General features: G+C 44.9%; 23 protein-coding genes and 1 pseudogene. 3 read left to right on the top strand and 21 right to left on the bottom strand.

The annotated features are described in order from the left end of the window. The first annotated feature begins 91 nt into the window (after positions 1 to 91). Entirely contained in the window at positions 92 to 3532 is a 3441-nt protein-coding gene (locus ESP131_RS09315; RefSeq protein ID WP_231925607.1) for a CDP-glycerol glycerophosphotransferase family protein, read from the top strand. Between the two features lie 243 nt (positions 3533 to 3775). Here the strand turns inward: ESP131_RS09315 and ESP131_RS09310 are convergent, their stop codons facing one another. The 8 genes from ESP131_RS09310 to ESP131_RS09275 all read right to left on the bottom strand — a co-directional run bounded on the left by ESP131_RS09310 (position 3776) and on the right by ESP131_RS09275 (position 12609). Next, positions 3776 to 4783 carry an SMI1/KNR4 family protein gene (locus ESP131_RS09310; protein ID WP_069940498.1) on the bottom strand — a complete coding sequence of 336 codons (1008 nt, stop codon included), beginning with the start codon at positions 4781 to 4783 and terminating at the stop codon, positions 3776 to 3778. 49 nt (positions 4784 to 4832) lie between these two features. Continuing rightward, positions 4833 to 6875, bottom strand: coding sequence for an acyltransferase family protein (locus ESP131_RS09305; RefSeq protein ID WP_069940497.1), 2043 nt, complete (start codon positions 6873 to 6875; stop codon positions 4833 to 4835). A 204-nt stretch (positions 6876 to 7079) separates the two neighbouring features. Further along, on the bottom strand, positions 7080 to 7754 hold the full coding sequence (locus ESP131_RS09300; protein WP_069940496.1) for a 5'-methylthioadenosine/S-adenosylhomocysteine nucleosidase family protein: 675 nt from the start codon (positions 7752 to 7754) through the stop codon (positions 7080 to 7082). Positions 7755 to 7815: 61 nt separating this feature from the next. After that, positions 7816 to 8286: a DinB family protein gene (locus ESP131_RS09295; protein ID WP_069940495.1), complete on the bottom strand. Its 471-nt coding sequence runs from the start codon at positions 8284 to 8286 to the stop codon at positions 7816 to 7818. A 128-nt stretch (positions 8287 to 8414) separates the two neighbouring features. Next, positions 8415 to 9227: an ankyrin repeat domain-containing protein gene (locus tag ESP131_RS09290; protein ID WP_064300045.1), complete on the bottom strand. Its 813-nt coding sequence runs from the start codon at positions 9225 to 9227 to the stop codon at positions 8415 to 8417. Between the two features lie 615 nt (positions 9228 to 9842). After that, a complete protein-coding gene (locus tag ESP131_RS09285; RefSeq protein ID WP_156772498.1) occupies positions 9843 to 10118 on the bottom strand; it encodes a hypothetical protein in 276 nt (91 codons plus the stop codon). 93 nt (positions 10119 to 10211) lie between these two features. Then, positions 10212 to 11078, bottom strand: a complete 867-nt coding sequence (gene galU / locus ESP131_RS09280) for a UTP--glucose-1-phosphate uridylyltransferase GalU (RefSeq protein ID WP_064300048.1) — start codon at positions 11076 to 11078, stop codon at positions 10212 to 10214. Positions 11079 to 11112: 34 nt separating this feature from the next. Next, positions 11113 to 12609: a glycosyltransferase gene (locus ESP131_RS09275; RefSeq protein ID WP_069940493.1), complete on the bottom strand. Its 1497-nt coding sequence runs from the start codon at positions 12607 to 12609 to the stop codon at positions 11113 to 11115. A 380-nt stretch (positions 12610 to 12989) separates the two neighbouring features. Between ESP131_RS09275 and ESP131_RS09270 the strand changes: the two genes are divergently transcribed. Continuing rightward, positions 12990 to 14933: a CDP-glycerol glycerophosphotransferase family protein gene (locus tag ESP131_RS09270; RefSeq protein ID WP_069940492.1), complete on the top strand. Its 1944-nt coding sequence runs from the start codon at positions 12990 to 12992 to the stop codon at positions 14931 to 14933. 244 nt (positions 14934 to 15177) lie between these two features. Here the strand turns inward: ESP131_RS09270 and ESP131_RS09265 are convergent, their stop codons facing one another. The 13 genes and pseudogenes from ESP131_RS09265 to ESP131_RS09205 form a co-directional block, all read right to left on the bottom strand. Then, positions 15178 to 15810: a DUF3108 domain-containing protein gene (locus tag ESP131_RS09265; protein WP_069940491.1), complete on the bottom strand. Its 633-nt coding sequence runs from the start codon at positions 15808 to 15810 to the stop codon at positions 15178 to 15180. Next, positions 15807 to 16025 carry a hypothetical protein gene (locus ESP131_RS09260; protein WP_069940490.1) on the bottom strand — a complete coding sequence of 73 codons (219 nt, stop codon included), beginning with the start codon at positions 16023 to 16025 and terminating at the stop codon, positions 15807 to 15809. The genes ESP131_RS09265 and ESP131_RS09260 overlap by 4 nt, the downstream gene beginning before the upstream one ends. A 29-nt stretch (positions 16026 to 16054) precedes the next feature. Beyond that, complete coding sequence (locus tag ESP131_RS09255; RefSeq protein WP_069940489.1) at positions 16055 to 16837, bottom strand: phosphotransferase family protein; 783 nt, start codon at positions 16835 to 16837, stop codon at positions 16055 to 16057. A 93-nt stretch (positions 16838 to 16930) separates the two neighbouring features. Beyond that, positions 16931 to 17461, bottom strand: coding sequence for a hypothetical protein (locus tag ESP131_RS09250; RefSeq protein ID WP_069940488.1), 531 nt, complete (start codon positions 17459 to 17461; stop codon positions 16931 to 16933). After that, positions 17454 to 18080 carry an ABC transporter ATP-binding protein gene (locus ESP131_RS09245; protein WP_069940487.1) on the bottom strand — a complete coding sequence of 209 codons (627 nt, stop codon included), beginning with the start codon at positions 18078 to 18080 and terminating at the stop codon, positions 17454 to 17456. The genes ESP131_RS09250 and ESP131_RS09245 overlap by 8 nt, the downstream gene beginning before the upstream one ends. A 9-nt stretch (positions 18081 to 18089) precedes the next feature. Continuing rightward, on the bottom strand, positions 18090 to 18824 hold the full coding sequence (locus ESP131_RS09240; RefSeq protein ID WP_069940486.1) for a hypothetical protein: 735 nt from the start codon (positions 18822 to 18824) through the stop codon (positions 18090 to 18092). Between the two features lie 12 nt (positions 18825 to 18836). Further along, complete coding sequence (locus tag ESP131_RS09235; RefSeq protein WP_069940485.1) at positions 18837 to 19652, bottom strand: hypothetical protein; 816 nt, start codon at positions 19650 to 19652, stop codon at positions 18837 to 18839. Positions 19653 to 19722: 70 nt separating this feature from the next. Then, complete coding sequence (locus tag ESP131_RS09230) at positions 19723 to 20685, bottom strand: LacI family DNA-binding transcriptional regulator (RefSeq protein WP_069940484.1); 963 nt, start codon at positions 20683 to 20685, stop codon at positions 19723 to 19725. Further along, positions 20660 to 21070 carry an HAD-IIB family hydrolase gene (locus ESP131_RS16990; RefSeq protein WP_069940483.1) on the bottom strand — a complete coding sequence of 137 codons (411 nt, stop codon included), beginning with the start codon at positions 21068 to 21070 and terminating at the stop codon, positions 20660 to 20662. The genes ESP131_RS09230 and ESP131_RS16990 overlap by 26 nt, the downstream gene beginning before the upstream one ends. 44 nt (positions 21071 to 21114) lie before the next feature. Further along, entirely contained in the window at positions 21115 to 21510 is a 396-nt protein-coding gene (locus ESP131_RS16985) for an HAD family hydrolase (RefSeq protein ID WP_069940482.1), read from the bottom strand. A gap of 166 nt (positions 21511 to 21676) precedes the next feature. Next, positions 21677 to 22102, bottom strand: a pseudogene (locus ESP131_RS09215) (NUDIX hydrolase); the annotation flags it as partial. 20 nt (positions 22103 to 22122) lie between these two features. Beyond that, a complete protein-coding gene (locus tag ESP131_RS09210) occupies positions 22123 to 22533 on the bottom strand; it encodes a hypothetical protein (RefSeq protein WP_069940480.1) in 411 nt (136 codons plus the stop codon). Positions 22534 to 22563: 30 nt separating this feature from the next. After that, on the bottom strand, positions 22564 to 23250 hold the full coding sequence (locus ESP131_RS09205; RefSeq protein ID WP_069940479.1) for a glyoxalase: 687 nt from the start codon (positions 23248 to 23250) through the stop codon (positions 22564 to 22566). Between the two features lie 132 nt (positions 23251 to 23382). Here ESP131_RS09205 and ESP131_RS09200 point away from each other — a divergent pair, with 132 nt between their 5' ends. Then, positions 23383 to 24039 carry a carbon-nitrogen hydrolase family protein gene (locus ESP131_RS09200; protein ID WP_069940478.1) on the top strand — a complete coding sequence of 219 codons (657 nt, stop codon included), beginning with the start codon at positions 23383 to 23385 and terminating at the stop codon, positions 24037 to 24039. The last annotated feature ends 35 nt before the right edge of the window (positions 24040 to 24074 follow it).

The raw sequence follows: 24074 nt of genomic DNA, 5'->3' as shown, positions 1-24074 counted from the left end.
CCTTGATTCCATGCTGTTTAAATCTGTTCTCCGGGTGCTTCGATTCGGGCACACTGTACTTCCGAAGAAACCAAAGAAACTTAAACGATCGGTGTTAAAAGAGTCGTTACAGATTCACTCCTCACCGACAGACTATACGCTATCCGGTCAATTGAACGATCCGTTGCTGACAATCACGTCCTTACTCATTCGCGATCGATTGCAAGAGACGGTCCTTGAAGTGCCGAACCAACAGCACGATCATCGCTTCTCTTTCCAACTGCCGCATACGCTCGTCTCTCAGCTGAGTCAACATGCTGCTCAGATGCAGGATGCGGACGTTCCGACAGTCGAAGAGGATGGACTCGCTGAAATCGAGTCTGTCGAAGCCGATCAAGATACTGCCTATCCGATCGGTCGTTTTTCACTCTGGCTGACGTTTACGAAAAAAGTCGAACACCTCACACCAGAACAATTACACAAATGGGAGTCTGACGGCTTACCGAGTCATGCTACGCTCGACGCGTCCGTCTTCACCCGCGAGATTCTGCTAGGACGTTTCGTTGACACGCAGATTCCTGCGCCGCTCGCGCCGTTGATGGATGAGACGTTCAACGAATTCGTCCAATTGTATACGGATTTAAAAGGCAACCTGCGTCTATTGTTGAATAAAGAACCGCAGACGAAGCCGAAGATTCAGATTGATGCGGTCCGCAATGAGACGAAAGCGACGACGATCATCAGCGGGAAAGCCTTTACCCGTCACGCGTTCGTCAAGACGGGACGGTTGCTCCTCGTGCACCGGGAAAGTGGCAATCAAGTCCCGGTCCCAATCGATTGGTTGTACCAAAATGAGACAAGTGCGAAAAAATTCGGATTGTATCGTTATCACTACACGGCGACGATCCACTGGTCACAACTCTATCAAGCAGCGCAATTACAAGAAGGGGTGTATGACGCCTTCGTCGCACTCGACTTCTATCACCGGTCGGAACCAAAATTACACCGTCTCGGTCGCGCCCGGTACATCACGCGTCAACTGACACCGGAAGCGTTAGGGAAAGATGATACGTCGACAATGCATATCATTCCGTACTACACGGTCGGTCACCGGAATCTATCGTTTGAGATGACCGAGTTTACGAATGAAAATTACGCCTATCTAAATCACCTGATGACGTTCGCCCCGCTCTACCGGCTGTTTGCCGAGAAGAACACGTGGCTCGTCGGAGAACGCCCGTATAAAGCGCAGGACAACGGGTATCATTTCTTCAAATACATGCGCGAAACCTATCCGGAGCGACCGGTCTATTACGTCATCGATCCGACGTCGAACGAATACGCACAAGTCGCTCCGCTCGGAAACGTCTTGCCGATCAAATCGAAGGAACACATCTATCACTCGTTGATGGCGAAGAAGGTCATCGGGACACATCATGCGGAATACTTGTATCCGCTCCGGTCCGAACCGTTCAAACGGAAGATGCGGGCGGATCGTGTCTTCATCCAACACGGGGTTCTCGGAACGAAGAACATGAATGACCAATACGGGAAATTTGCCGCTGCCTTCGATACGGATCTGTTCCTCGTCAGTTCCGAGCGTGAGAAACGACTTGTCACACAAGACATGGGCTACGCTGAGCGAGAGGTCAAAATCACCGGTTTGTCTCGTTTCGATGCCCTCTTGAATGATGACGTCCCAGTCAAACGTCAGATGCTCGTCATTCCGACGTGGCGCTCGTGGCTACAGACGCCACTCCAGTTCTTCGAATCGGAATATTATCAGCAGTACCAAGCGTTCCTATCGAGTGAGCGTCTGCATGCATACGCAAAACAACATCGTCTCGAGATCGTCCTTTGCCTGCACCCGAACATGCAGCAATATTCTAGTCACTTCGAGAACTTACCGATCACGGTCATCCATCAAGGCGAACGTGATGTCCAAGGGTTGTTAAAAGAGAGCCTCTTGCTCGTGACCGACTACTCGAGTGTCGCCTTTGACTTCAGTTTCTTGAAGCGACCGGTCCATTACCTGCAATTCGACCCGAAACGCTTCATCGGTCCGCTCGGTTCGTATCTCGATCTCGAAAACGAATTACCGGGGCGGATCTCGAAGACGATCGATGACTTGTTCGAGGATCTCGATGCGACGGCACGCCGTCATTTTGAGATGGATGACGAATTCAAACGCCGCGCTGACGTCTTCCTGACGAAAACGGATACGACCTATTCCGATCAGGTCTATCAAACGATCGCGAACTATACAAAACAGACAAGTCTTTTGGAAAAGATTCAGACGAACGAAGCGGCGAACATCCTCTTTAAAGTCTATCGTCGGAGCCGGTTCTACTTCCCGACAATGAAGGCAGGATATCGACTCATGCAACGCGTCTTACCAGTCGACCCGAAACTCGTCGTCTTCGAGAGCGGACTCGGTAAACATTACGCGGACAGTCCTCGCTACATTTACGAAGAACTGAAGCGACAAGCGCTCGGTTATAAAGTCGTGTGGATCTATAACAAAAAGCTCTATCTTGGTGATCCGAACGCAAAAGTCGTCAAACGCCTGTCTCCTGCCTACTTCTATTACATGGCGACGGCGAAGTTCTGGGTCAACAATCAGAACTTCCCGCACTACATGACGCGGCGGAAAGAGACGAAGTACATCCAAACGTGGCACGGCACGCCGTTGAAGAAGATGTTGTTCGACTTAGATGAGATCCATGGACGGGATGAAGGTTACGTCGAACGAGTGACGAATTCGATCGCGCAATGGAGCGTCCTCTTGTCTCCGAGTCCTTATGCGACGAACATCTTTAGAAGTGCATTCCAGTATAGCGGTCCTGTCGTCGAATCCGGTTATCCGCGAAATGACCTCTTCTTTACGGCGAATGATGAAGCAACGATCGATCGGATTCGGACGCAGTTGCAACTACCGGAAGGCAAAAAAGTCATCTTGTATGCACCGACCTTCCGCGATCATCAATCGCTTGGCAAAGGGAAGTTCTACTTCGACTATCCGTTTGATTTCGACCGGGTCGCGGAAGCGTTAGGCGATGAGTACGTCTTCTTGATTCGGACGCACGTGCTTGTCACGAAAAAACCGAAGATTCCAGTACAGCACCGGGAACAATTCATTGACGTGACAGCCTATCCGGATATTCAAGAACTGTATTTGATCACGGATCTGCTGATCACGGACTATTCCTCTGTCTTCTTCGACTTCGCGAACATGAATCGACCGATGATGTTCTATGCGTATGACCTTGACCTCTATCGGGACACGCTACGCGGATTCTATCTCGATTACTACAACGATCTTCCGGGACCCATCTTAGAGACGGAAGAGGCTTTGCTTCACGCCTTATCGGACATTCCGCGTCTGACGAAAATGTATCAAGCGCAACTCGATACGTTCCGTGCGACGTACGGTCCGATGGAGGACGGCTTCGCCGCTTCCCGCGTCGTCGATGCGTACTTCGGGACGAATCCACAGGTTCGCACTGAAGCACTCGAATTACGTGAACAACCGGACGGCAGTTATTCTGTTTAATTGTTTCAATCTGTTGAATAAACGCTCCCTCTCAAAACAGACGGTTTCATTCTTTCAACCGTTTATTTTGAAGGGAGTTTTTCTGTGTTTTCGTTCAGCCCTTCTGCATGGTCCATACGTTAAGTGATGCTAAGAATAGGAAAACGGCTTGAGTCCTTTTGAATTCTGGACTCAAGCCGTTTCATTACGTTGCTTATTCGTTTGACGGAAAAATCGAGCATTTACGTAGTCGATCGGATGATATCAGCTATTGACCTCAACGGTGTCTTGAATAATGTAGTAGAGAAAATCGGAGAACGATTTGAATGCATCACGATCATCATAGTCTTCTTCCGGTACGTTCACTTCTCGATACACTACTTTAGGCTCACCATTCACTATATTTTTGAAATCAAGACACGCATAAAATTCCTCAAGATCATCAAAATAGACAGCCACTAGATGTTTTGAAAGAGCATGCTCAAATTCTGTTGGATGATACAATTCGAGATTCGTTTTTACTAATTCATCATTGAACATCGTAAAAAACTGGTTGTCTCCAAAGATACCCCCTCCGAATTCTTTCATGAATGTCACGTAACTTTCAGGTAAGGTGACGTTTAACTCTTTTTCAATTACCTCGACTTCAGCGTCCGAAATCCCTTCTCCAAACTCAGATAACTCTGGATGTGCATGGATCAATGCTTTTGCTTCGGAATAAATATCCTTATGCTCCGTCTTGATCGCACTCACCTTTTCGATTGGAGTAGAGGATTCGTCCTCTATATCCTCTAAATACGTTGACACGCCACTATCACACACTTCAAATAATCTTTCCGTAAAGGAATCTGCATAATATGGTTCATCATCACTTGGGTAAAAACATACTTTTGCCTCTTGATCATTGTAGGTCAAGGCTTGTAAGTCTAGACAAATGAGCGATGAACTAAAGTCTTCCATTTGTATTCCGATTAAATGTGAAGGAACTTCACTTTGAGATTTGCTACGGAGTTCCTCGTTATATTTTTCAAGTCTAAATACAAGATCTAACTGGTTGTTTGATGGACTGATTCCCCAGATCTCTTCATCATGCGTAGCCAGATAACTGAATTTTTTTAGAAATTCTTTGTACATTGGCGGAAACGTGACCTGAAGACGATGTTCGACTTCAAGAATCTCATTTTCCGTTGACCCATTTCCCACTCTGAAAGCTTGTGGGTATTTTTCGATTAGTTTTAAGCATCGATTAAACTTTGCCGTAATATTTGCCATGGTTTCTTTTATTTCCTCCTCGTTAAGCTTCACGACACGCTCTAAATTTCTATTGGTTCGTGTTAGCTGTTGTACTCGCTAATTTGTCCGCGAGCACTTCGTCGAGCTTTTTCTTGAACATCGGAGCAAAGCTTTCCGCATACGTATTCGTCATATGGCTGTTGTCACGATAGATGACGACATTGCCGATGACAGGGCGATACTCGCCTTTGACGTGGAAGTAACGCGTCAAATCCAGCTTATGGAGCGACTGGTTCGTTTTTTCAAACTGTTTCCAGTACGCCTCATCCGTTTGGTTCGGTTGCGTATTCATCTGTTTCGTCGTATCCGCGATGCTTGTCGTCTCGAGCGCCTCGAGTACGTTGAAATCGTATCGTGGATTATCCCGGAGTGCTAGACCATCGATCCCATACTCGTCTTTGACGAACTGCATCTGGTCGACCATTTGTTGATGGATGCTGTCTTTTGAAGCATCCGCTGCAGTCACGTGCGAGATGATCAAATCAACATCGGCATCCTTCAAATAGTTCAAGACGTTCTGGTTCCAGATTCCTTTTAAGGAGTCCGGTTCATAGCCGGTCGAAAAACGTGTTCCTGACCGCGTCAGATTGAGTAAACGGATGTCCGTTCCTTTGATTGCTTCATGCAATGCACCGAACCATTGCTCCGAGTGCGAGCTTCCGACGAGCGCAATCGTCGCTTTATAATCCTTCGTCTTCCCGTATTCACCGACTTTCGCTTCCGTCTTTTGCAGTCCTTGGTTGCTACCATCCGTATGGACGAGCGGTAAGTCATTGAAGACGTTCGCATAAGACGGGAAAGGATCTTGCTTCGGTACAGGCATTGTCTGTTCGATCGCTAAGGCACCCGGATACTTATTCTTGCTGACAGCTTGTTTTAGCTCTTGTTCCTCCATATAAGCGAGTCCGAGTAAGGATCCAATCAACAAAACGTTGACCGTCAACAGCGCACCTAGCTTCTTGAACGCTGTCCGATTGACAGTCGAAGTGCGAATCGGTTTTTCAACCCATTCCGTCATCAAGTAGGATAAACCGATCGATGCAACGATAATCAGTGTACCGACGAGCAGACCTGGCGTTTGTTGAACATTGTAGCGATAGAACTCAAGCAACACCCAGTGCCAAAGGTAAATCCCGAACGCGATCCCGCCGAGTTTGACCATCGGCTTTGATCCGAGGAATCGTTTTAATCCGAATCGTGTCTCCTGCGTTCCTGATAACACGATCATCAAGGCGCACGTCATCGGCCAGAGTGCGATATAGCCAGGGAACATTTGCGAGACATTAAACAGAACACCAGTCGTCAGCAAGCCAAGCAAACCGACCCAGCCGATGATCGTCGCTATCCACTTCGGAACACGAATCGCCGATAAGTTCACACATAACAGACTACCTAAGGCAAATTCCCAGACCCGCGTCGGCGTAATGAAATACGCCCACGGCTGATTGACTTCTGTCAGGTAGATTGAGTACGCGAGTGACGTGACGAATAGGAATCCAAGCAACCCATTTAAAACGGTTTTAATCGATCGAATCTGATACTTGTTCATCATCCATAAGATGAACGAGAACAAGACGAACCAAATCATATAAAACTGCCACTGGATCGATAGCGCCCAAAAATGTTCGACGGGTGACTTCATCTGGGTCGCGTCTAAGTAATCCGTACTTGAGACGGCGAGTTGCCAGTTTTGATAAAAGAACATCGAGGCGACGACTTCACGAATTGTTTTCCCAAGAATCGATGCCGGTAATAAAAATGTGCTTAGTACTAACACGACGCCTAAGATGAACAAAACGGATGGCAAGAGTCGTTTCAGCAACTTTGTGACGTACGGCAGGAATTTGAACTCCCCTGTCCGGTTGATCGTCGAGATAATCGATGTCGTGATCAAAAAACCCGAGATGACGAAGAAGACATCGACACCTCCTGAGACACGATTGAACCAAATATGATAGATCGCAACGAGTAAGGCAGCTACCGTGCGTAACCCTTCGATTTCCGGGCGAAACCGGCTTTCAATATCAATCCGTTTCTGACCCGGTTGACCAGATACTTTCCATTCCTGCATGCTTCTATGTCCCTCCATCTACTTCTACACCTACGAATCCTGACGATTGCAGCGCATTTCTTGTACAGTTCGGTATGTACTCACCATTTTAAGAAAACGTTTCCATTCACTATGATAGAACATATTTCAAAAAATACAATGCTACTGAACTATATTGTCGCAAGAAACTTGGAAAATATGTAAAAGAAGTGCACTGATGAAAGATTACGTTAGAAACCGGTATAAGTAGTCGGCAAAAATCCGTTGCATGACTTTTGGTGTGTTCTCGATATAGATCCGCATCTGTTCGACGTTTGCTTCGACAGCATTTTCCTCCTTCTCTTCGGTCGGAAAATCGGAGATACCTTTGATGATGATACATTCGACGGCGTTTTTCTGACAGATGTACGCGATAGCCCCCGCTTCCGTATCGGCAATCGTCAATCCGTTATCCCGCAGTTCGATATAGTCTCGCCACATGACGACAGCACGGTCTGCCGTTCCGATCGTTCCGAGATGAAAACCGTTGCCATACTTCGATACATCGAGATTGACGACGAACGAGGGTTTAATCAGTGGTTCAATCTCTTTGACCGTGCAATCATATTGAACGGCACGATCTGCCACGATGATATCGAGTACGTCGTACCTCGGATCAATCCTGGCACACGTTCCGGCAACGATGACCTTCGTCAATGAGAAACGGAGAATCATGTATTGATTGGCACCGATACCGTTTACTTTTCGAACGCCCGTGCTATAAAACAGAAGTGTCTTCCCGTTTATCTCACTCGTGAAGTATTCACCATATGGATAAGTGATTCTATCTTCAGGCGAGACATGAAAATACGCAAGTGTTGCGTCGAACTCCCATGTGGTGGCGATGCTGATTCCGATCATTCCATCTTTCTCTTTTCTTTTTATCTTCATTAAAAAGATATTATTTGCTCATCTCTCAACATTAATCCCAGACCCGTACCCGCTCAACATCTGCTGTTCTTAAGTAATCGAGTAACTGTCCTGTATGCACTGCTTCGTGATAAGCAATTCGTAACAACATATCACCGAGCGAACGCACATATCCGGATTCCGAACGATCAATCTGAACGATCGCTAAATCTGATTCCGTTAGTTGCTCGACATATGCCATGAATTCCTCACGATAGGCTTCCGCAAAGTCTAATTCCTCTTGCACGGATACGAAGCCGCGCCCTTCAAACGGGGACTCATACGACGGTAGACTGCCTCGATTCTGTAACGCTAAGAAATAATAATACTCACTGTCTAACACATGACGGATCATCTCAAAACACGTCATGGCGTTCTCATCCGGTTTCCAGTTCAATTTATCTTCAGGAATCGACTGCCAGACTTTGATGCTTCTTCTTCTCACTTCGTTTAAATTCCATACCGTCCAATCGATTGCGTTCATGATGCGACCTTCCTTTCAATGACGAATAAGTGTTCTCTTATCTCTATTTTGACAAAGCAATTTGAAAATCCTTTAAAAATTAAAAACAGGAAGCATCCGCAGATGTTTCTTGTCTTGTCGTCCACCGTTCAGTTATTCTCTTCCTCAGATAACGCATCAATCTCTTTTTGGCGCAAGATCTCCGCAATCTGATGGTGTTCGTTATCCAATGCCGCATCACGCGCTGTCCGCCCGTCTTCGTTTCGATGCAGTGGATCGGCTCCATAAGAGAGCAATAACCGGACGACCCGTTCATAGCCGTAAGCACTCGCTAATGCAAGGACTGCCGTATCGCCATCCGCGACGTTTTCCGCTTCGATGTCAGCTCCTGCCTTTAGAAGCACTTTCACCGCTTTCGGATGATTATTTCCGACTGCGAGATACAGCGGTGTGAATCCGTCTAGTCCGACAGCATCGACTTCTGCTCCTGCCTCCAGTAATAGCTGGACTTTTTTCGACTTACCTTCCTGCGCCGCATAATGTAGCGGTGTCACACCTTCCCCGTCATCGGTCCGTTGATGTAACAACTCGACGTTCTGCGCTAGTTTCCGTAAGACTTTTTTATTTCCGCCCCGGCCCGCTACTAAATGAAGCGCTGAGAATCCGTGTTCATCTAAATCAAGATGAGCGCCTCGCTTGATCAAAAGTAACGCAATGTCGGTCTTTTGATCATAAAGCGCAATATGCAACGGTGACATCCCGTCCTGATTCGGAAGGTTGACATCCGCCCCGTGATCGAGCAACAATTCGACGATCCGTAGGTACCCTTCCTGAATCGCCCAATGAAGCGCCGCAAATCCTTCTTCATCCAGTTCGTTCAGATCGTCACCACGTTCGATGCAGCGCATTACTTGTTTTCGTTTGCCCAAAAAAGCAGCATCTTGGATGGATCGTTTCGTCATGTCCGTTCGCCCCTCACCTGTTCCGTCGTTGTCCTCATTTTACAACAACAATCAGTTGTCATGCGCAAAAACGCCTTTGAACATCTGATGTCTTTTGTACCAAGTTCAGTTCGTCACTCATGACATTTATTGATTTTAGGGAGATCGTTAGAATTAAAAGAAAAATAATCATGATCAGAGCATAGATAAACATCGTGAAAATAATGGATTCGTCGTATCGTAATATATTTCACTCGATCACTTTGCATTGAAAAAAGCCCACATTATAACGCACATGTGGGCTTTGTTTCTATCGTGTACTCAGCATTAAAACAATTGAATACTTTATTGATTTGATGTGTTTTTTTTGAGAGATTTTTTAGAAAAAATACCTTCCGTTATTAGGAAAATAACAGCAATTGCCACAGACTTTATTCCATATTCGACCCATGTATCAGTCGACTTCGGCATTCCTTCAAAAAACATTAGAAAAATAAGCAGGAGCAACGGTGCGAAGCTTGACCCTGATAAATGATTCGAGACGAACGAAAAAGCGCAATCCTTCTCAATTAAAGAAAAATTGCACTTTGTCTTCAGTCTGAATCGACTAACTTCAGGTGGTCTTTCGTGTATCTCTTACTTTTCACTCGACTTATCCTGCAGGGAGCGCTCTACCAAAAGCACGAAAACGACTGCTGTTAGGACGCCAAGCACGCCTGGTAACACGGAAATGATCGAATCACTGAAAAATGCCGTTGGGATAAGTACTGTCATTCCCCACTTCACACCCTTCAAGATCGCAAGCGCTAGGAATAAGATCAGGAAGATTGTTTTCTTTTCGACACCTGCGAAAAATTGTCGCTCTGCTTTTTTATCAGCCTTCACACCGAGCCACGTTAACATATGTAGCACCTCTCTTCTCCTTTTTCTACGTTTCGACTAGACGGATTGGTTTCATGAATTACAAAAAAACCACTCTGAATCATGTCAGAGTGGCCCATCATGTTAAATGTCTAGTGTCTTGATGAAAGCTTTCAGCTCGTCACGCATCTCTGCATCTTTCAACGCATATTCAATCGTTGTCTTGACGAAACCGAGTTTCTCTCCGACGTCATAACGGTTACCCTCGAAATCATACGCATAGACTTGGCTATCCGCATTCAATCGTTCAATCGCATCCGTTAATTGAATCTCACCGCCTGCCCCTTCTCCTTGATTCGCTAGATAATCAAAGATATCCGGTGTCAGCACGTAACGTCCCATGATCGCGAGGTTCGATGGTGCTGTACCCGGAGCCGGTTTTTCGACGAATTTCTTCACGTCATACAGTCGTCCGTTTTGTGAAACAGGATCGATGATGCCGTAACGATGCGTATCTTCCGGACGGACTTCTTGTACACCGATGACTGATTTTTCCGTCTGCTCGTAGACGTCCATCAATTGTTTGATTGCCGGATCATCCGACTCGACGATATCGTCCCCGAGTAAGACTGCGAACGGTTCGTTCCCGATGAATTGTTTTGCTGTCAAAATGGCATGACCGAGACCTTTTTGTTCTTTTTGGCGGACATAGAAGATGTTCGCGAGGTTCGTCGAGAATTGAACCTTCTCGAGTAATTCCGTCTTTCCGGAGTTCTCAAGCGTGATCTCGAGTTCTTTTTGGTTATCGAAATGATCTTCGATGGCCCGTTTGTGTTTCCCCGTGACGATGATGATATCTTCGATGCCGGCTTTTGCCGCTTCTTCGACGATATACTGGATCGTCGGTTTATCGAGAATCGGTAACATCTCTTTTGGCATGGCTTTTGTCGCAGGCAAGAAACGTGTCCCGAGTCCTGCTGCTGGAATAATGGCTTTCGTGATTTTCTTCATAACGTTCATCCTCTTCATCGTTCAAATAGTAGGTTTAGTTGCTTAATTCTTCTAGTAATCGTCCGTAGTTCTTTACAGCCGTCTCGAGGTACAGCGATGGCTTCGTCTCGACGCGCTCGAGTGGTCGTTCGACGAGTTGCACCATCGCGGCAGCAAAAGCTTCCATGTCGTTCGCTGGAACGAGGTAGCCGTTCTCGCCGTGGGCGATGATTTCGCGTGGTCCGTATTTGACGTCATAAGAGATGACCGGACAGCCGACATTAATACTTTCCATGACCGTCAGTCCAAATCCTTCAAATTCGCTCGTCAACAGGGAGGCTTTCGATTCCCGGAACACTTCTGCCGGATTCGACGTGAAGCCGTGGATTTCGATATCATCCTGTAAGCCGAGTTCCTCGATCAAACTCTCCATCATCGCCAGTTGCCCTTGTTCGTCCATGCCATAGAGCACAAGCTTCGTCGTATGACCGGATTGTTTGAAGATCGCATAACTCTTGATCAAATGATCCATCTGCTTTTGCAGACCGAATCGACCGATGAAACAGAATTGATCCTTGACCTGTTCGCGTCGTTGCGTTTGTTCTGGGACGATGAAGTGCGGAATGATGGAAATCTTCTCTTCCGGGATGTTATACCTCTCCAAAATGTCTTCTTTTTGGTGATTCGTCAGACTGATGAAACGTGTCACTTTATCGGATTCCGAGAACATCGTCGTATATGATCCTTTGACGGTCGAACCATCCAAGTGTGAGTTATGGATGACCATGACCCGTTTAACATCTGCTTTGATGTTGAGAATCGAGCGGTCCAGTAAACGCGCATCGACGAACAAGACATCACCGTCTTTAAACAATCGGTTGAAGTAATACTCAAATAAGTCCTTCTCTTTTTTGAATGCTTTGTACATTCTGCCGTTCCGGTATAACTGAATCAAGATGAGCTTCGGGCGCGCCATTTCATTGTAGAACTTCTTACAATAGACATTGCCTTCCGAATCATATAGCTCTTCCATCATCTTTCCATGATGGACCGGCGAATAAATCGTCTTCCGGTGTAATTGACCGTAGACGTTATATTCCCAGCGCTCGACTTTTTTACGGGAAGCGTTCGTCATGAAATCCTCGAATTCGACGACTTGCGTTTCAGGGTAAAATTTACGGTAGAGGACATACTCATCTTCCTCATCATAATAACGAACGGCGTCACTGTTTTTTTTCTCGACGCTTTTCATTCCTTCGATTTCGCGCTCTGTTTCTTTGATGATCGGTTTGTTACGAAAACGAGTCGTTGGAATACTTAACAATTTGTAATCTGATAGCCAATCGTAGATATTTTCAAATTGTACTTTCGGACCGACCTTCTCTTCTGTTCGGAACAATTCGTAGACTTCCATGTAGTTGGCATTGTAGTTCGTCGTAACGATTGTTGAACCGGCGCCAAGTTCTTGTTCCATGAGCGCGATTCGACTCAATAACGACTTCGTTCTACCACCGTGTTTTGGTGGTAATGTCGATGTTACCGTATACAGCATCTGTCAATACTCCCCTTCACCCTTCAAGATTGATCCCTGTTTTTTTCTGTGAGTTCAACCTCTATATATAGCCGACTTTTCTTTTTCATAAACCTCTTGCGATACTAGTCGCATTTACCAATACAGTTTCTATTTATCTCCTTTTTTACGAACAAAGTCAATCGGTTTTGCATAATATCCAATCATTGTCATGGTTCTGCAACCAATGGTCTGTCGAAGATACGGTAACGTCTGTCTTTTCCCAATATCCTTCAGCCAGTAGACTATACTGCAGTGGTTTCCAATCAATCTACATCTTTGCAGAAATCGGAAGATATTGTATGGTAAGTGATGTAGTTTAAGAACGACTGAATCAGAGTATGAAAGGAAGCCATGCACCAATGAAAATCACCTGTCGTGATCATACGTTTTTGATCGAGAATCTTCCGCACCAAAGTCTACAGTTAGCGATCCATGAGCAACTGATACCACTCCAAAAAATAGAGACAGCCTTTGTGCTATCGATTGATACATTGCTCGATATCTTCAAAAAAAAGAATCATCCTGTTAAATTCGTCGATGAATCCGGAACACCAATCTCGTTCAAACATCTTTCGGAACCACTAATCATCGCACCGAATAGTTACATCAAACAAGGGAAACATTCCTATTTCATTTTTATCGACCAAGACAACGAGCTCAGTCTGATCTATAACAAAAAACCGTCCATCATGAATTTTTATGATCAAGACATCCTATTTGAGGGCATCACTCGTCAAGACGATGTCCTTCTATTGAAGTTTTCGTTTCACTCAAAGTATTTCGAAGTGAAACAGCCACATTGCTTCATTAAAATCAGACATCAGGAGCAAAAAATCGCCCTGCCGATTAATCGCTTCAGCGTCACACCGGTTGATGCTCGTCGCTTCAAGACAGAGGTCGAAGCCGTGATCGAACCAAAACTCGTCGAGCAGTTACTCGGTGACCGGTATAACTACGACGCGTTCAATGCGAACATCTATGACCTCATGTTCGGATTTACGATTCGTGAGATGCCGATCTCTGGTTTTACACCGCGGATTCGTCACTTCAAAAATCACCCGGAACTCTTGAACGATGAGCACTGGTTATCGTTAAATGAGCAATACGATGTGCTGGTCCGCCCCTATTCAACCGTGTCGGAACGCCTTGCGATGCGTTTAATCCCAGTGCCGGTCGAGACCGTCGAGTATTACGCGGACCCTCAACCGTTACTTGGACTGGATCCAAATAAGAAGACGATTATCTGTTTTGAATATCCGGATAAAGCACAAGATAACGGGATGATTTTCTTCAAGTATCTCGTCGACCAGCATCAGAAGCGCTTCAATATCTTCTATATCATCAGTCGGTCGAGTCCGGACCTCAAAAATCTTGTCGGATATGAGAACCATATCGTGTTCTACAAATCACCAGAGAACATCGAGGTCGTCCAAGCAGCAGACATTCTCTGCCATACGCATTCTTCAAGTTATGCCTTACCGTTCGCTACCTATCACACGGAGGCACTGATGCAAACGAAACAAAAGCTGTTCTTGCAACACGGTGTCATCGGATCAAAAGATGTCAGTCACATTTATGGTAAAAAAATGCCGCATCCTTTTACCGACTTATTCGTCGTCTCCTCGGAGCGGGAAAAACAACTCATCGCCCGCGATTACGGTTTTCATCCTGACGAAATCATCGTGACGGGTCTCGCCCGATTCGATCACCTGATCACGGAACGATCACGTTGGCTCAAGCGATATAAAAACCGGAAAAAGCTATTGATCATGCCGACGTGGCGACCGAAACTCGATACGTATTCAGATGAACAATTTATGGAGAGTGACTACTATCAGGAGTTTCAAGCGTTGATCACGGACGAACGGTTAAAAAGCTTAGTGATGGACAACAAGGCTGAAGTCTCGTTCTATCTTCATCGCAACTTCCAAAAATTCAGCCACTTGTTCCACTCGGACTTCGTTGATGTCATCAGTCAGGATGCGTTCACAGTCAAGGAGCTACTTGAAAATCATCATGTGTTGATTACCGATTATTCGAGTGTCGGTCTCGATTTTTCCTTGATGCACAAAAAGGTCATCTACTACCGCCCACCTGTCTTAGTTGGCGAAGATAACGCCGGCGAATCGACGGATTTGTTACCAGGAGACGTCATCGAAACAAGAGACGCCTTGATGGAGTCACTACACGAATCGAAGATGCCTAAAAAGTTCAAACGTCATCTTAGTCACATCTATGCGTTTGACGATACAAAAGCAAGTAAACGGATTTTCGAAGCGATGCAACACCATTTTCAGCTATAACAAATGGAGCTGACTCAAAAAAGAATGACGCGTCTTTTCACGCCCTTTCCTCAGGCGAGACACAAGCCAGTTTTCCTGCTTCATTTAAGCAGGAAAGCGGGTCTTGTTTGTCTCTGACAGCGCATAATGCGCTTTTTCCTGTAGGAGTGGCGTGTGACGCGTCATTTTTACGAGAAAAGGGTGGCAGATCATCATTCTGCCACCCTTTTCTTTGTAGAGACCAACTTTTGAGTCAGCTCTTTTTTCATCGACGAAATTCCAACGAGACCCCGTCGGCAATCTGGGAGGACTGTTTTAACAGCTCCCGCTTGACTGGATCAATCCAGTAATACTGAATCCGCTCACCAAACGTAACGTGAACGCAAAGCGTCTCTACGTGTTCGCCTGATTCAGTCGTCAATAGTTCGTTCCGCAGAAGGTTCACCTGAATCGGCACCTCACGTCCGGAAACGGCACTAAAGCCGTTGAACGAGAGCGTCGAATCAACAGCCAGTGGTAATACTCGCAACAACAATTCGATTGAAAACAGATCAACACTTTTCGTACGGATGGGCAAGACAGATTGCTCATTTCCTCGCGTGATCACGACTTCATCTCCCCCATACGATGCATACACGGTTTGGACACCATCTTGGTACTCGAAGAATTCGAGTGGTGCGTAGTCTTCAGCGTCAATCATCAGACGAATCGTTCGATTGCCAATTTTTTCTGACACTAATTCTTGCTCCCGTACCAAAATGGACTGATGTGCTGTTTTTTCAAACCGAATCGTTTCGTAGGTCTGTCCGATCTGAACCGATTCTCCTTGCTCTATCCAGTAGACCTGTTTTTTGTCTCGTTCCTCGATGAGGGGATAGGTCATCCCTTTTACATTCATATCTCATTCTCCCTTCCTAAGATTCCGGTGATTGCCAACCGATGAACCGCTGCTTGTCGGACTTGCTCCGGCGTTTTCGCTGTCGTATCAATCGGATGTACCGGAAACCGTTCAAACCAGTTTTCATGCAACTCCGGGTAAGCGTCTTCAAGCACATGCGCAAGCGTCGTCTTCCCGGAAGCCATTGCGCCTTGAATCGAGATGATGGTTCTCATGAATGGCGTTCCTCCTACTTGTATATACTTTAAGTAATAAAAAAATATGCGCTGAGGTCTGGATGACTGATCAATTCCTCTAAACGACTTTGTTCAGCATCCGGTACTTGCTCAAGCGTCCTAAGAATCGCCATGAGTCGTAACCAGTCTGCAAGGTTCGATAGCTGGATTGACGAAACAGCTTGATAGCGGTCGAGGTATTCTAGACAGACGTATCGTCGCATCTCGTCCGGCACTACTGTTCCACCTGCTGTCCGTAGCAAGAGCAACGTCCGCGCGACATCCGCGATCGGTGGACCTGTCGTCGCATCATGCCAATCAATGACGACGAACGTTTCATCTACTGTCACGAGGATATTCTGAAAATGGAAGTCCCCGTGGAGCAACGCCTGCTGTTGGGGAATGTGAAGTGACTCTAACAATCGTTCCGCCTTCAAGCGTAACTCTGGTGATAGATGACGCATTTTGTGATGGGTGACATCGTGCCATTTAGGCGCTTGGCGCGATTGTTGCTGATGAATCCGTTGATGTAATGTCGCGAAGGCGTTAAGAAAGTCCGTTATTTGGGAGGGTTCAAACAACTCTAACAATTCGTTGCCGTCGATCCGTTGCATCTCAATGAACGGCGAATCTTCTAATTCAACGGCATATACGTTTGGCGTCGGGATGGTCGTCCGTTCAAGTTCTTCAAGCATACGAAATTCCTGTATGATTCGTTGTTTTTCAATCGATTCATGGAAGTATTTGCGTACTCGCTCGTCAGACATCGTCATTACGATAGCAGTAGATCCACATTGTTGATTTCTCGTCATCAATTGGGCACCTTTCAAATCATCATAGAGTTATTATTCATTTCAAAAATACCTACTCCGATAAGGAACAGGCATTGTAAAGACTTCCAACTGTCATACTTTTGGACTGATGATAATTTGAACATCATTTTTGAAATTCATTAATTCTATCGATAATTGTTCATTTTCATATAAACTGGTTTCATTCGCCTTAATTCGTTTAATGACCGTAACAAGGTCAACTTCTTGGTTCAAACCATCACAGATCATCTCTAATGATTTAACGGTTTGTTCTGAAGCTGTGCTAAACTCTTCACCGTCTACATCGATCGTCAAATAAATATTTTGAAGAGAGTCCTCGTTTTTTATGTCCTTTGATTTGTATTCAAACTGAACTGGACCATCATTTTGTTTCAAACCATTTTGTATCGGTTCGAACTCTTTGAAAAACGCATATTGCGCTATCTGGTTCTCGAATGCTTGAAGAGTGACCGAAAAATGATCAGGTGTTTCCATTGCCTTTTTCTCTGCAGCTGTTTCTTGCGATTTTGGTGCATCTTCTTCAGGAGAACCTGTAATACCATAAGGAGTACATCCTCCGATTAGAAGAAAGCTACATAAAAACATAAGTTTAACGTTACGCAATTAATTCGCCCCCTTCCATTTGGTAAACGATATCGCATAACGCCTCGATGTGACGTTCATCATGACTCGTTAACAAAATTGTCGTACCTGATTTTTTGAATTCAAGAAGAATCTCTTGAACGTTTTGAACAGAAGCACGGTCCAATCCATTAAATGGTTCATCTAGGACTAAAATTTCCGGCTTTTCCATGATTGCTTGAGCGATTCGTAATTTTTGTTTCATGCCTAACGAGAAGCTTTTCACTTTTTTATCTTTATCCTGCAATAATCCAACCTTTTCAAGCGTTTGTAGAATCGTTTCATCATCAATCTTATTGTTGATGTTTGCTAAGACCTTTAAGTTATCCCAAGCAGAAATGTAGTGGATGAATGGTGGGTGTTCAATGATGATTCCAGCGTCTTTGATGTACTTATTCCCAAATTCAATAGGTGAATCCTTAACTATGATTTTTCCACTGTTGATATTCGTAAATCCACAAATTGCTTTCAACAACATCGTTTTACCAGACCCGTTATGTCCAACAAAACCAACGCACGATTGTTCTTCGATCGATATGCTGATATCCTTTAAAATCTGAGTATTTTTAATCGACTTATTTACGTTTTGAATTTGAATCATCCGAGGCACCTACTCTATTTTGTATTTGGTTTTATAAACAGCTGTAAATGATAAAACAACTAATGTTAATCCAGTAACTATTCCTGTACTGAAATAGTGATCCTGACCAATAAAGACGATACTTGAATTTGGAAAAGATACATTTATGACGAACACAGTAAAAAGCGCTAATAATACGCCTACTATCGCAATAATTTCATCCCACTTTATATAGAGAAATAAAAGGAGGATGGTTAACGCGCTAGATATAAAAAAAGCTGCTATCGAAAAAAAAGTAATCTTCATTAAAATTTCTGTATTACTTGTGATCGCTGAGAGATTATTTTGAAATAGCCAACCCAACATACTAATCGCGTAAACGATTACAAAAACTGTGATTCGAGATAAAAAGCCCTGTAGCATATAGAGGAGGGCTTTTAACTTATGATTAGAGCGTACATAAATAAATTGAAAATATGTTTTTTTTAAAGCTAAAAAAGGATAGCTCCCTACAAAAATGACGCATAAAAAAAATAAGAATGGACCTATGTAATGGAAAGGAGAATTTCCTTCCATATACTCTAATTGGCTAAAATTAAGATTAATGAAAATGCGATCAAATATCTCAAGATAGCCTAAATCGATTTGACGATCAGACGAATAAACTTGTATCGCTTTGAATCCTTGTTTGTAATTTAAATAACTGATGATGATTGCCAACATACTGATAATCGTCATTTGTTTAAAAGCATATCTGTTAGTCATATCATTATTTTCCTATTCTTCATATTGTCGAACTGTCTTATTTACACCATAAACCAATAAACCAATTGCAATAATCAATAGTCCAAGAAGAGGATAAAACGTCTCAACTGTTGAACGAGTCGTATTATAAGCAACAAAACTAGAAAATATAGTCAGCCATGAGCTCCCTGTCAAAAAGCCAATTTTTCCGTAAACAAAATAAATGGCTAATACCGCTAGAATCACCTTGTATTCCCGATCGAAAATTAAGACGAGCGCTGCAGACAATAAACTAAAAACAAAAGCAAGTGAGAGATAAATGGTTGAGGCCATGAAGAGGAAAAATAGGTAGGGATGATTAGCATAAAAATTTACTGGTAATGCAGATGCAAAGCCTCCAATATCGTTTAGTCCCCGATAAACAAAGACAGCACCAATCGAATAATAAATAATGAATACTCCTGTTACCGTCGCAGTAGAGAGAAGAACATATTGAATGACATCTCGATAGATCGTCTTCTTAAATGATGAATAGCGATGGCGTCCCATTGCATATGTACTTCTTTTTTCAGCATATAATCCTAATGTGACTAAAACAAAAAATGCTGGTAGGAAATTAATTAGATAGAACATCGATGAGTCGACAAACCGTTCCCATGTCGCAATGGACATCAAAAAGTTTGATCGAATTTCACTTTTTGTTCCAACCAAATCTTTTGCATTGTAATCCATCGTCATGATGTCAACAAAATTACTAGCGAAAGCCCATGAAACGGTTAAAGCCATGAATAAAGAAATAATTGTGATGAAAACAAATCTACTTCTGATTTTAAGCGCTGTAATCAACATCTCCACCCCCAATATAATGGCATTACATGTATCATTATTCCATATATAAAAATAACTATCCATATTTATTTTATGTTGATCTTCGAATCATTAGTTCCATTTCCAATATTATTTTCTTTTGATTATCTAATTCTTTTTGATCCAGTAACTGCTTTGCTGCCAGTCTTCCAAGCCCCACGACTGGTTGCCGGATCGTCGTCAATCCAAGCGCTCGTGCGATCGGTCGATCGTCGAATCCTGTAATCGCGATATCCTTTGGCACCCGAATGCCATCCTTGCGAAATTGATGGATGAGACCTGCTGCGACTTCGTCATTGCCGACGATGATGGCGTCTGGTAAGTCTATCGTTAGAAGTTGACTTGCTAGTGCTTGTCCGTCTTCGAAAGAATAGCACCGATCCGCGTACCATTGAATTCCATGACGGAGCGTAGACGTCTTGAGATATTGGTCGAACGCCTCCCGTCTGACTCTTCCGACTCCGCTATCTGGATTTCCAAGACAGAGACCGACTGTTTTTGCTCCTCGTTCTTCTACATGTTGCAGCAACATCGTGATCGCTTTTTCATGATTAAAAGAGAGCGACGGCACGATACCCTGATGATCTTCGCAGGCAACGACTGGTCCAAGCGTCCGCATCGTCTTAAGTAACTGCGGCTGACTGATGGCGCCAATGATCAATCCGTCAATCCGCTTATCGCGAAGGTATTGCATACTCGCTTCTTCTTTTGATGAATCGTGTTCCGTCTGGATGACAAGGAGTGTGTGGTTTCGTTCCATGCACACTTGACCGATTCCCTCGATTAATTGATGAAAAAACGGATGACCGACACGCGGCACGAGGACACCAATCGTATTCGTCTCACCGCGTGAGAGGTTGATCGCATTTCCGTTCGGACTATATTCCAGTCGCTCCATCACGTCTAAGATGATCCGTCGCTTTTCTTTTGATACATGCTTATGACCGTTTAAGACACGGGATACCGTCGACTTCGAGACACCCGCTTGTTTAGCGATATCCGAGATGTTCGCCATGCTGTTCCTCCTTCGTTTGTTCCCATCGTTCTAAGCCGTTTAATGCCTCCGCTACACCGTCCTCGTCATGATCACTGGTAAGGTATGTCGCTCTGCTTTTGACAGACGCTTCAGCGTTTCCCATGGCAATCGATGTTCCCGCCACTTCGAACATCGGTAGATCGTTTTGATTATCACCGATCGCAATGATGTCCTCGAGTGTCATCCTGTACGCTCTTGCGATATCTTGAAGGGCAGTCCCTTTTGTCACGCCGTTTGCCATGACTTCTAAGTTATAGGCACCTGAACGTGTCACGGAACAGATCTTCAGCTGAAGGAGTTGTTGCTCGAGGTGTTCGAGTCGCCATCTGTCAGGTGAGACGAACATGAATTTGATGACGTCCAACTGATCGATTGCGATTTCGTCAACTTCCTCAACACTGTGTTGCGTTAATTGAGCCTGAATCGCTTCTTGAAACGCACGATCTCCGCCTTGAAGAGCAGCGCAAGCGAAAACTGCGGTAACAGGATGTTATCTTGTAGATAAATATGTATGAATATGTTTGTAGATCGTACGATCTCCCAAATCGTTCGACTGCTAGAACGGCTCAAAAAATACCGTCTACCTTGTCCCACCTCGACCTCTGCCCCGTTCGCACCAATGACCGGACAATCCAGTCCGTGTTGCGCTAGAATCCGTCGTGCATCAAAAGCAGCTCGCCCGGTGACGATGATGACGATATCTCCTTGGGCTTGCCGTTTCTTGATGGCTGCCTGATTTTCCGCCGAAATTCCGTGTTCCTTATTTAATAACGTTCCATCTAAATCAATCGCAAAGCATCGCATCGCATCGCGTTTCCCCCTTTTCGTGTCCTCTTGATGCTACAGGCTGAAACGCGTCCCAGTGCAACAAAAAATCTTGAATGAACAGTTCATTCAAGATTTTTTGTTTTTTATCCTTTGCTTCCAATGGAGAGGTGATGTGCTGTCCGTTGTTTTTGAACATACTCATCAAGATCGGTCGTTCCGGTGGATTGAGGTTTTCTGGTAGCTGATCCATAGCGAAAAAGCGTAATTCTGCGACTTCTGACGGATCCCGAACCACTTCACCCGTATAAGCTGTACACAGAAATGCCGAAATCACATTATAGACTTCATCCCCATGCGGATACTTATAGTAAAACGCATCACCCGAATAGACGTTCAATAATTCGAGATGCTCCGCTTCAAGACCGGTCTCTTCCCTTAATTCTCGTTTTGCTGTTTCTACGAGCGTCTCCCCGATCTCAAGCGCTCCACCAGCGAGTCCCCAGCAACGATTATCTTGCCGAAGTTGTAACAAAACTTCTTGTTTATCGTTGACGACGATGACACACGCCCCTGCCATGACGAGTGGTCGTGTGCCGACGAGTTTGCGTAATTCTGTGATGTATCCCATGTCATTCAGTCCTTTTCCATTTAAATTACTTTCGTTCGGACGCGCATCCGTTTGAGTCCTGTCAATAGGAGACACAACAAGATGATGCCCGAAACAAAAAGTACGTACGTATGAATCGTAAAGAGGGAACGGAAATCGATCAGTGCCACATTCTGCTGCATCTCAATCCAACTACTTAGTATGATTCCACTGATTGCAAGTAAGATGAGTACTCCGACCTGTCGACGTGTCAGTGAGACATACGTCAAAACGCGCATGCCTTCACGGATCACGAATGGTAGGAGAACGAGGAGTGCTGCGACCGGTAAGATGACCGGGTCACCGCCTTGCTGAATCGGCATCGACCGGGTCAAATAGCCAAACAGAAAAAAGAAACCACATACGAACAACAATAATCCGAACGCGATACTCGCATTCACCGCTTTGTTCATCTTACTTCCCTCACTTTTTAGAATAATGAATTATGAAGAAACGGTACTTTGATGCCATATACCCGCTGCATCAAGCCGGACCCGATGTCTGCCGTCGAGTTCCATCTCGATCGGACTGATCTTCGCCGTCTTCGGTGAGAACAACCATGTCCGTCCTTCTGGGACGAGCAAGATATGCGTTCCATCCACGACCGGTCCGAGGAAGTTGAGTGACGCGCCATTGAGCGGACGTTCCCATCGCTCGACAACGCCGATCTCCGCTAGCTGCTCACCCACTTCAAGCACATCTTTCACCGTCAGACTCATCTCACCGATTCCGAGGATGTCGGATACATCAAACGTCAGTTTCGCTTTAGATGGATTGATTTGATGCCGCGCGATCAGTTCCAAGACATTTTCATCTGGATCATAAAAATAGCAGGAATGCGAATCCGTGAAGTCAAAATAAATCTCATCCTGTCCGTCTTCGATCAAGAGTGGTGTCCGCTCTACGAGCCACGCTTTACCTTGTTGGAAGACGTTTTCCGGAATGTTGAACGCCATATGGTACTGCGTATCAACATCGTCCGTCTGTTGATATGTCAGCTGATCGGTACCGATTTGCATCGTAAACGACTCATTCGTTTCCGAGACGAGCGGAAATCCGATCTGGTTTATGTAAAAAGCCTTCATCGCCGGTAGATGGCGTGTCACAAGAATGGTTTTTGAAATGTTCAAGCTGATGACCTTCCTTCATTTGCAGTAAAATTTATCAAAAAGTGATGTGCTTTATTTTACCACTAATAGTAAAATCATGACGATATAAAAGTCTGATTTTTCAGATATTTTTATGCATGAGAGGATGTTTAGATGAAATTACTAATCGCTCAACCGAAACGCGAGACCGGGCTCGCACAATTCGAACGCGAGATTGCCGCTTATCCTGAAGTCGATCTGATCGTCTATCCGGAAGGATACTGCACGATCGCAGAACTCGATCGCGTACAACATCTTGCCAAACAATTCAGGACAGCCGTTGTCCTAGGTTACAAAGATACGACGAATCTCGATCGCGCCGTCATTATTGATGCGACTGGTACAATTCTTCTTGATCGCGCAAAAACACCAGAAGCTGGACCGCTTTATACACCATCAACAGCAAACGACGGGTCGTTCCGCTATGGATACGTCCTCTGCCGTGAAATCTTCTTAGGAAAAGACGGACTACGCGAGGAATCCGGACTTGATCTCATCTTTAACCCGATTGGCGTCGGCATGTTCAGCGAGGAACAGTACGTTGAGTGGTCCGGTGAAGCGCGTATCATCAGTCAGGCGCAACGAGCACTCATGATCGGAACGAGTCATGCCGATGGTTCGTACCGCAACTGTGGTTTTTCGATTCCGATTGCCTTCATCTATGACGAGACCGGTGAACCGTTGCTGTTGTCTCATAACGATACGCGGACACGTCTGTTTGATACGGTCACGCGTCACGTCGAAGTCGTCGGTACACCCTCTTTATCGTAAACGAACACACGCTTCTTCTGACTGGAAGAAGCGTG

Source organism: Exiguobacterium sp. U13-1 (assembly GCF_001750115.1).
GTDB lineage: Bacteria > Bacillota > Bacilli > Exiguobacteriales > Exiguobacteriaceae > Exiguobacterium_A > Exiguobacterium_A acetylicum.
Note: the sequence above shows the minus strand (reverse complement) of the source record. Positions and strands in the feature narration are given on the sequence as shown.

Coding starts and splice junctions, on each gene's coding strand:
- ESP131_RS09260 (WP_069940490.1), bottom strand. CDS start 16,025: ATGAGAACCATCATCTCGATTCAAGGCGCAATGGCTTCCGGGAAGACG.
- ESP131_RS09210 (WP_069940480.1), bottom strand. CDS start 22,533: ATGAACAAAGCGGTGAATGCGAGTATCGCGTTCGGATTATTGTTGTTC.
- ESP131_RS09295 (WP_069940495.1), bottom strand. CDS start 8,286: ATGAACGCAATCGATTGGACGGTATGGAATTTAAACGAAGTGAGAAGA.
- galU (WP_064300048.1), bottom strand. CDS start 11,078: ATGAAGAAAATCACGAAAGCCATTATTCCAGCAGCAGGACTCGGGACA.
- ESP131_RS09245 (WP_069940487.1), bottom strand. CDS start 18,080: ATGATTCAAATTCAAAACGTAAATAAGTCGATTAAAAATACTCAGATT.
- ESP131_RS09310 (WP_069940498.1), bottom strand. CDS start 4,783: ATGGCAAATATTACGGCAAAGTTTAATCGATGCTTAAAACTAATCGAA.
- ESP131_RS09255 (WP_069940489.1), bottom strand. CDS start 16,837: ATGACGAGAAATCAACAATGTGGATCTACTGCTATCGTAATGACGATG.
- ESP131_RS09265 (WP_069940491.1), bottom strand. CDS start 15,810: ATGAATGTAAAAGGGATGACCTATCCCCTCATCGAGGAACGAGACAAA.
- ESP131_RS09305 (WP_069940497.1), bottom strand. CDS start 6,875: ATGCAGGAATGGAAAGTATCTGGTCAACCGGGTCAGAAACGGATTGAT.
- ESP131_RS09230 (WP_069940484.1), bottom strand. CDS start 20,685: ATGGCGAACATCTCGGATATCGCTAAACAAGCGGGTGTCTCGAAGTCG.
- ESP131_RS09240 (WP_069940486.1), bottom strand. CDS start 18,824: ATGACTAACAGATATGCTTTTAAACAAATGACGATTATCAGTATGTTG.
- ESP131_RS16985 (WP_069940482.1), bottom strand. CDS start 21,510: ATGCGATGCTTTGCGATTGATTTAGATGGAACGTTATTAAATAAGGAA.
- ESP131_RS09290 (WP_064300045.1), bottom strand. CDS start 9,227: ATGACGAAACGATCCATCCAAGATGCTGCTTTTTTGGGCAAACGAAAA.
- ESP131_RS09270 (WP_069940492.1), top strand. CDS start 12,990: ATGAAAATCACCTGTCGTGATCATACGTTTTTGATCGAGAATCTTCCG.
- ESP131_RS09235 (WP_069940485.1), bottom strand. CDS start 19,652: ATGTTGATTACAGCGCTTAAAATCAGAAGTAGATTTGTTTTCATCACA.
- ESP131_RS09300 (WP_069940496.1), bottom strand. CDS start 7,754: ATGATCGGAATCAGCATCGCCACCACATGGGAGTTCGACGCAACACTT.
- ESP131_RS09275 (WP_069940493.1), bottom strand. CDS start 12,609: ATGCTGTATACGGTAACATCGACATTACCACCAAAACACGGTGGTAGA.
- ESP131_RS09200 (WP_069940478.1), top strand. CDS start 23,383: ATGAAATTACTAATCGCTCAACCGAAACGCGAGACCGGGCTCGCACAA.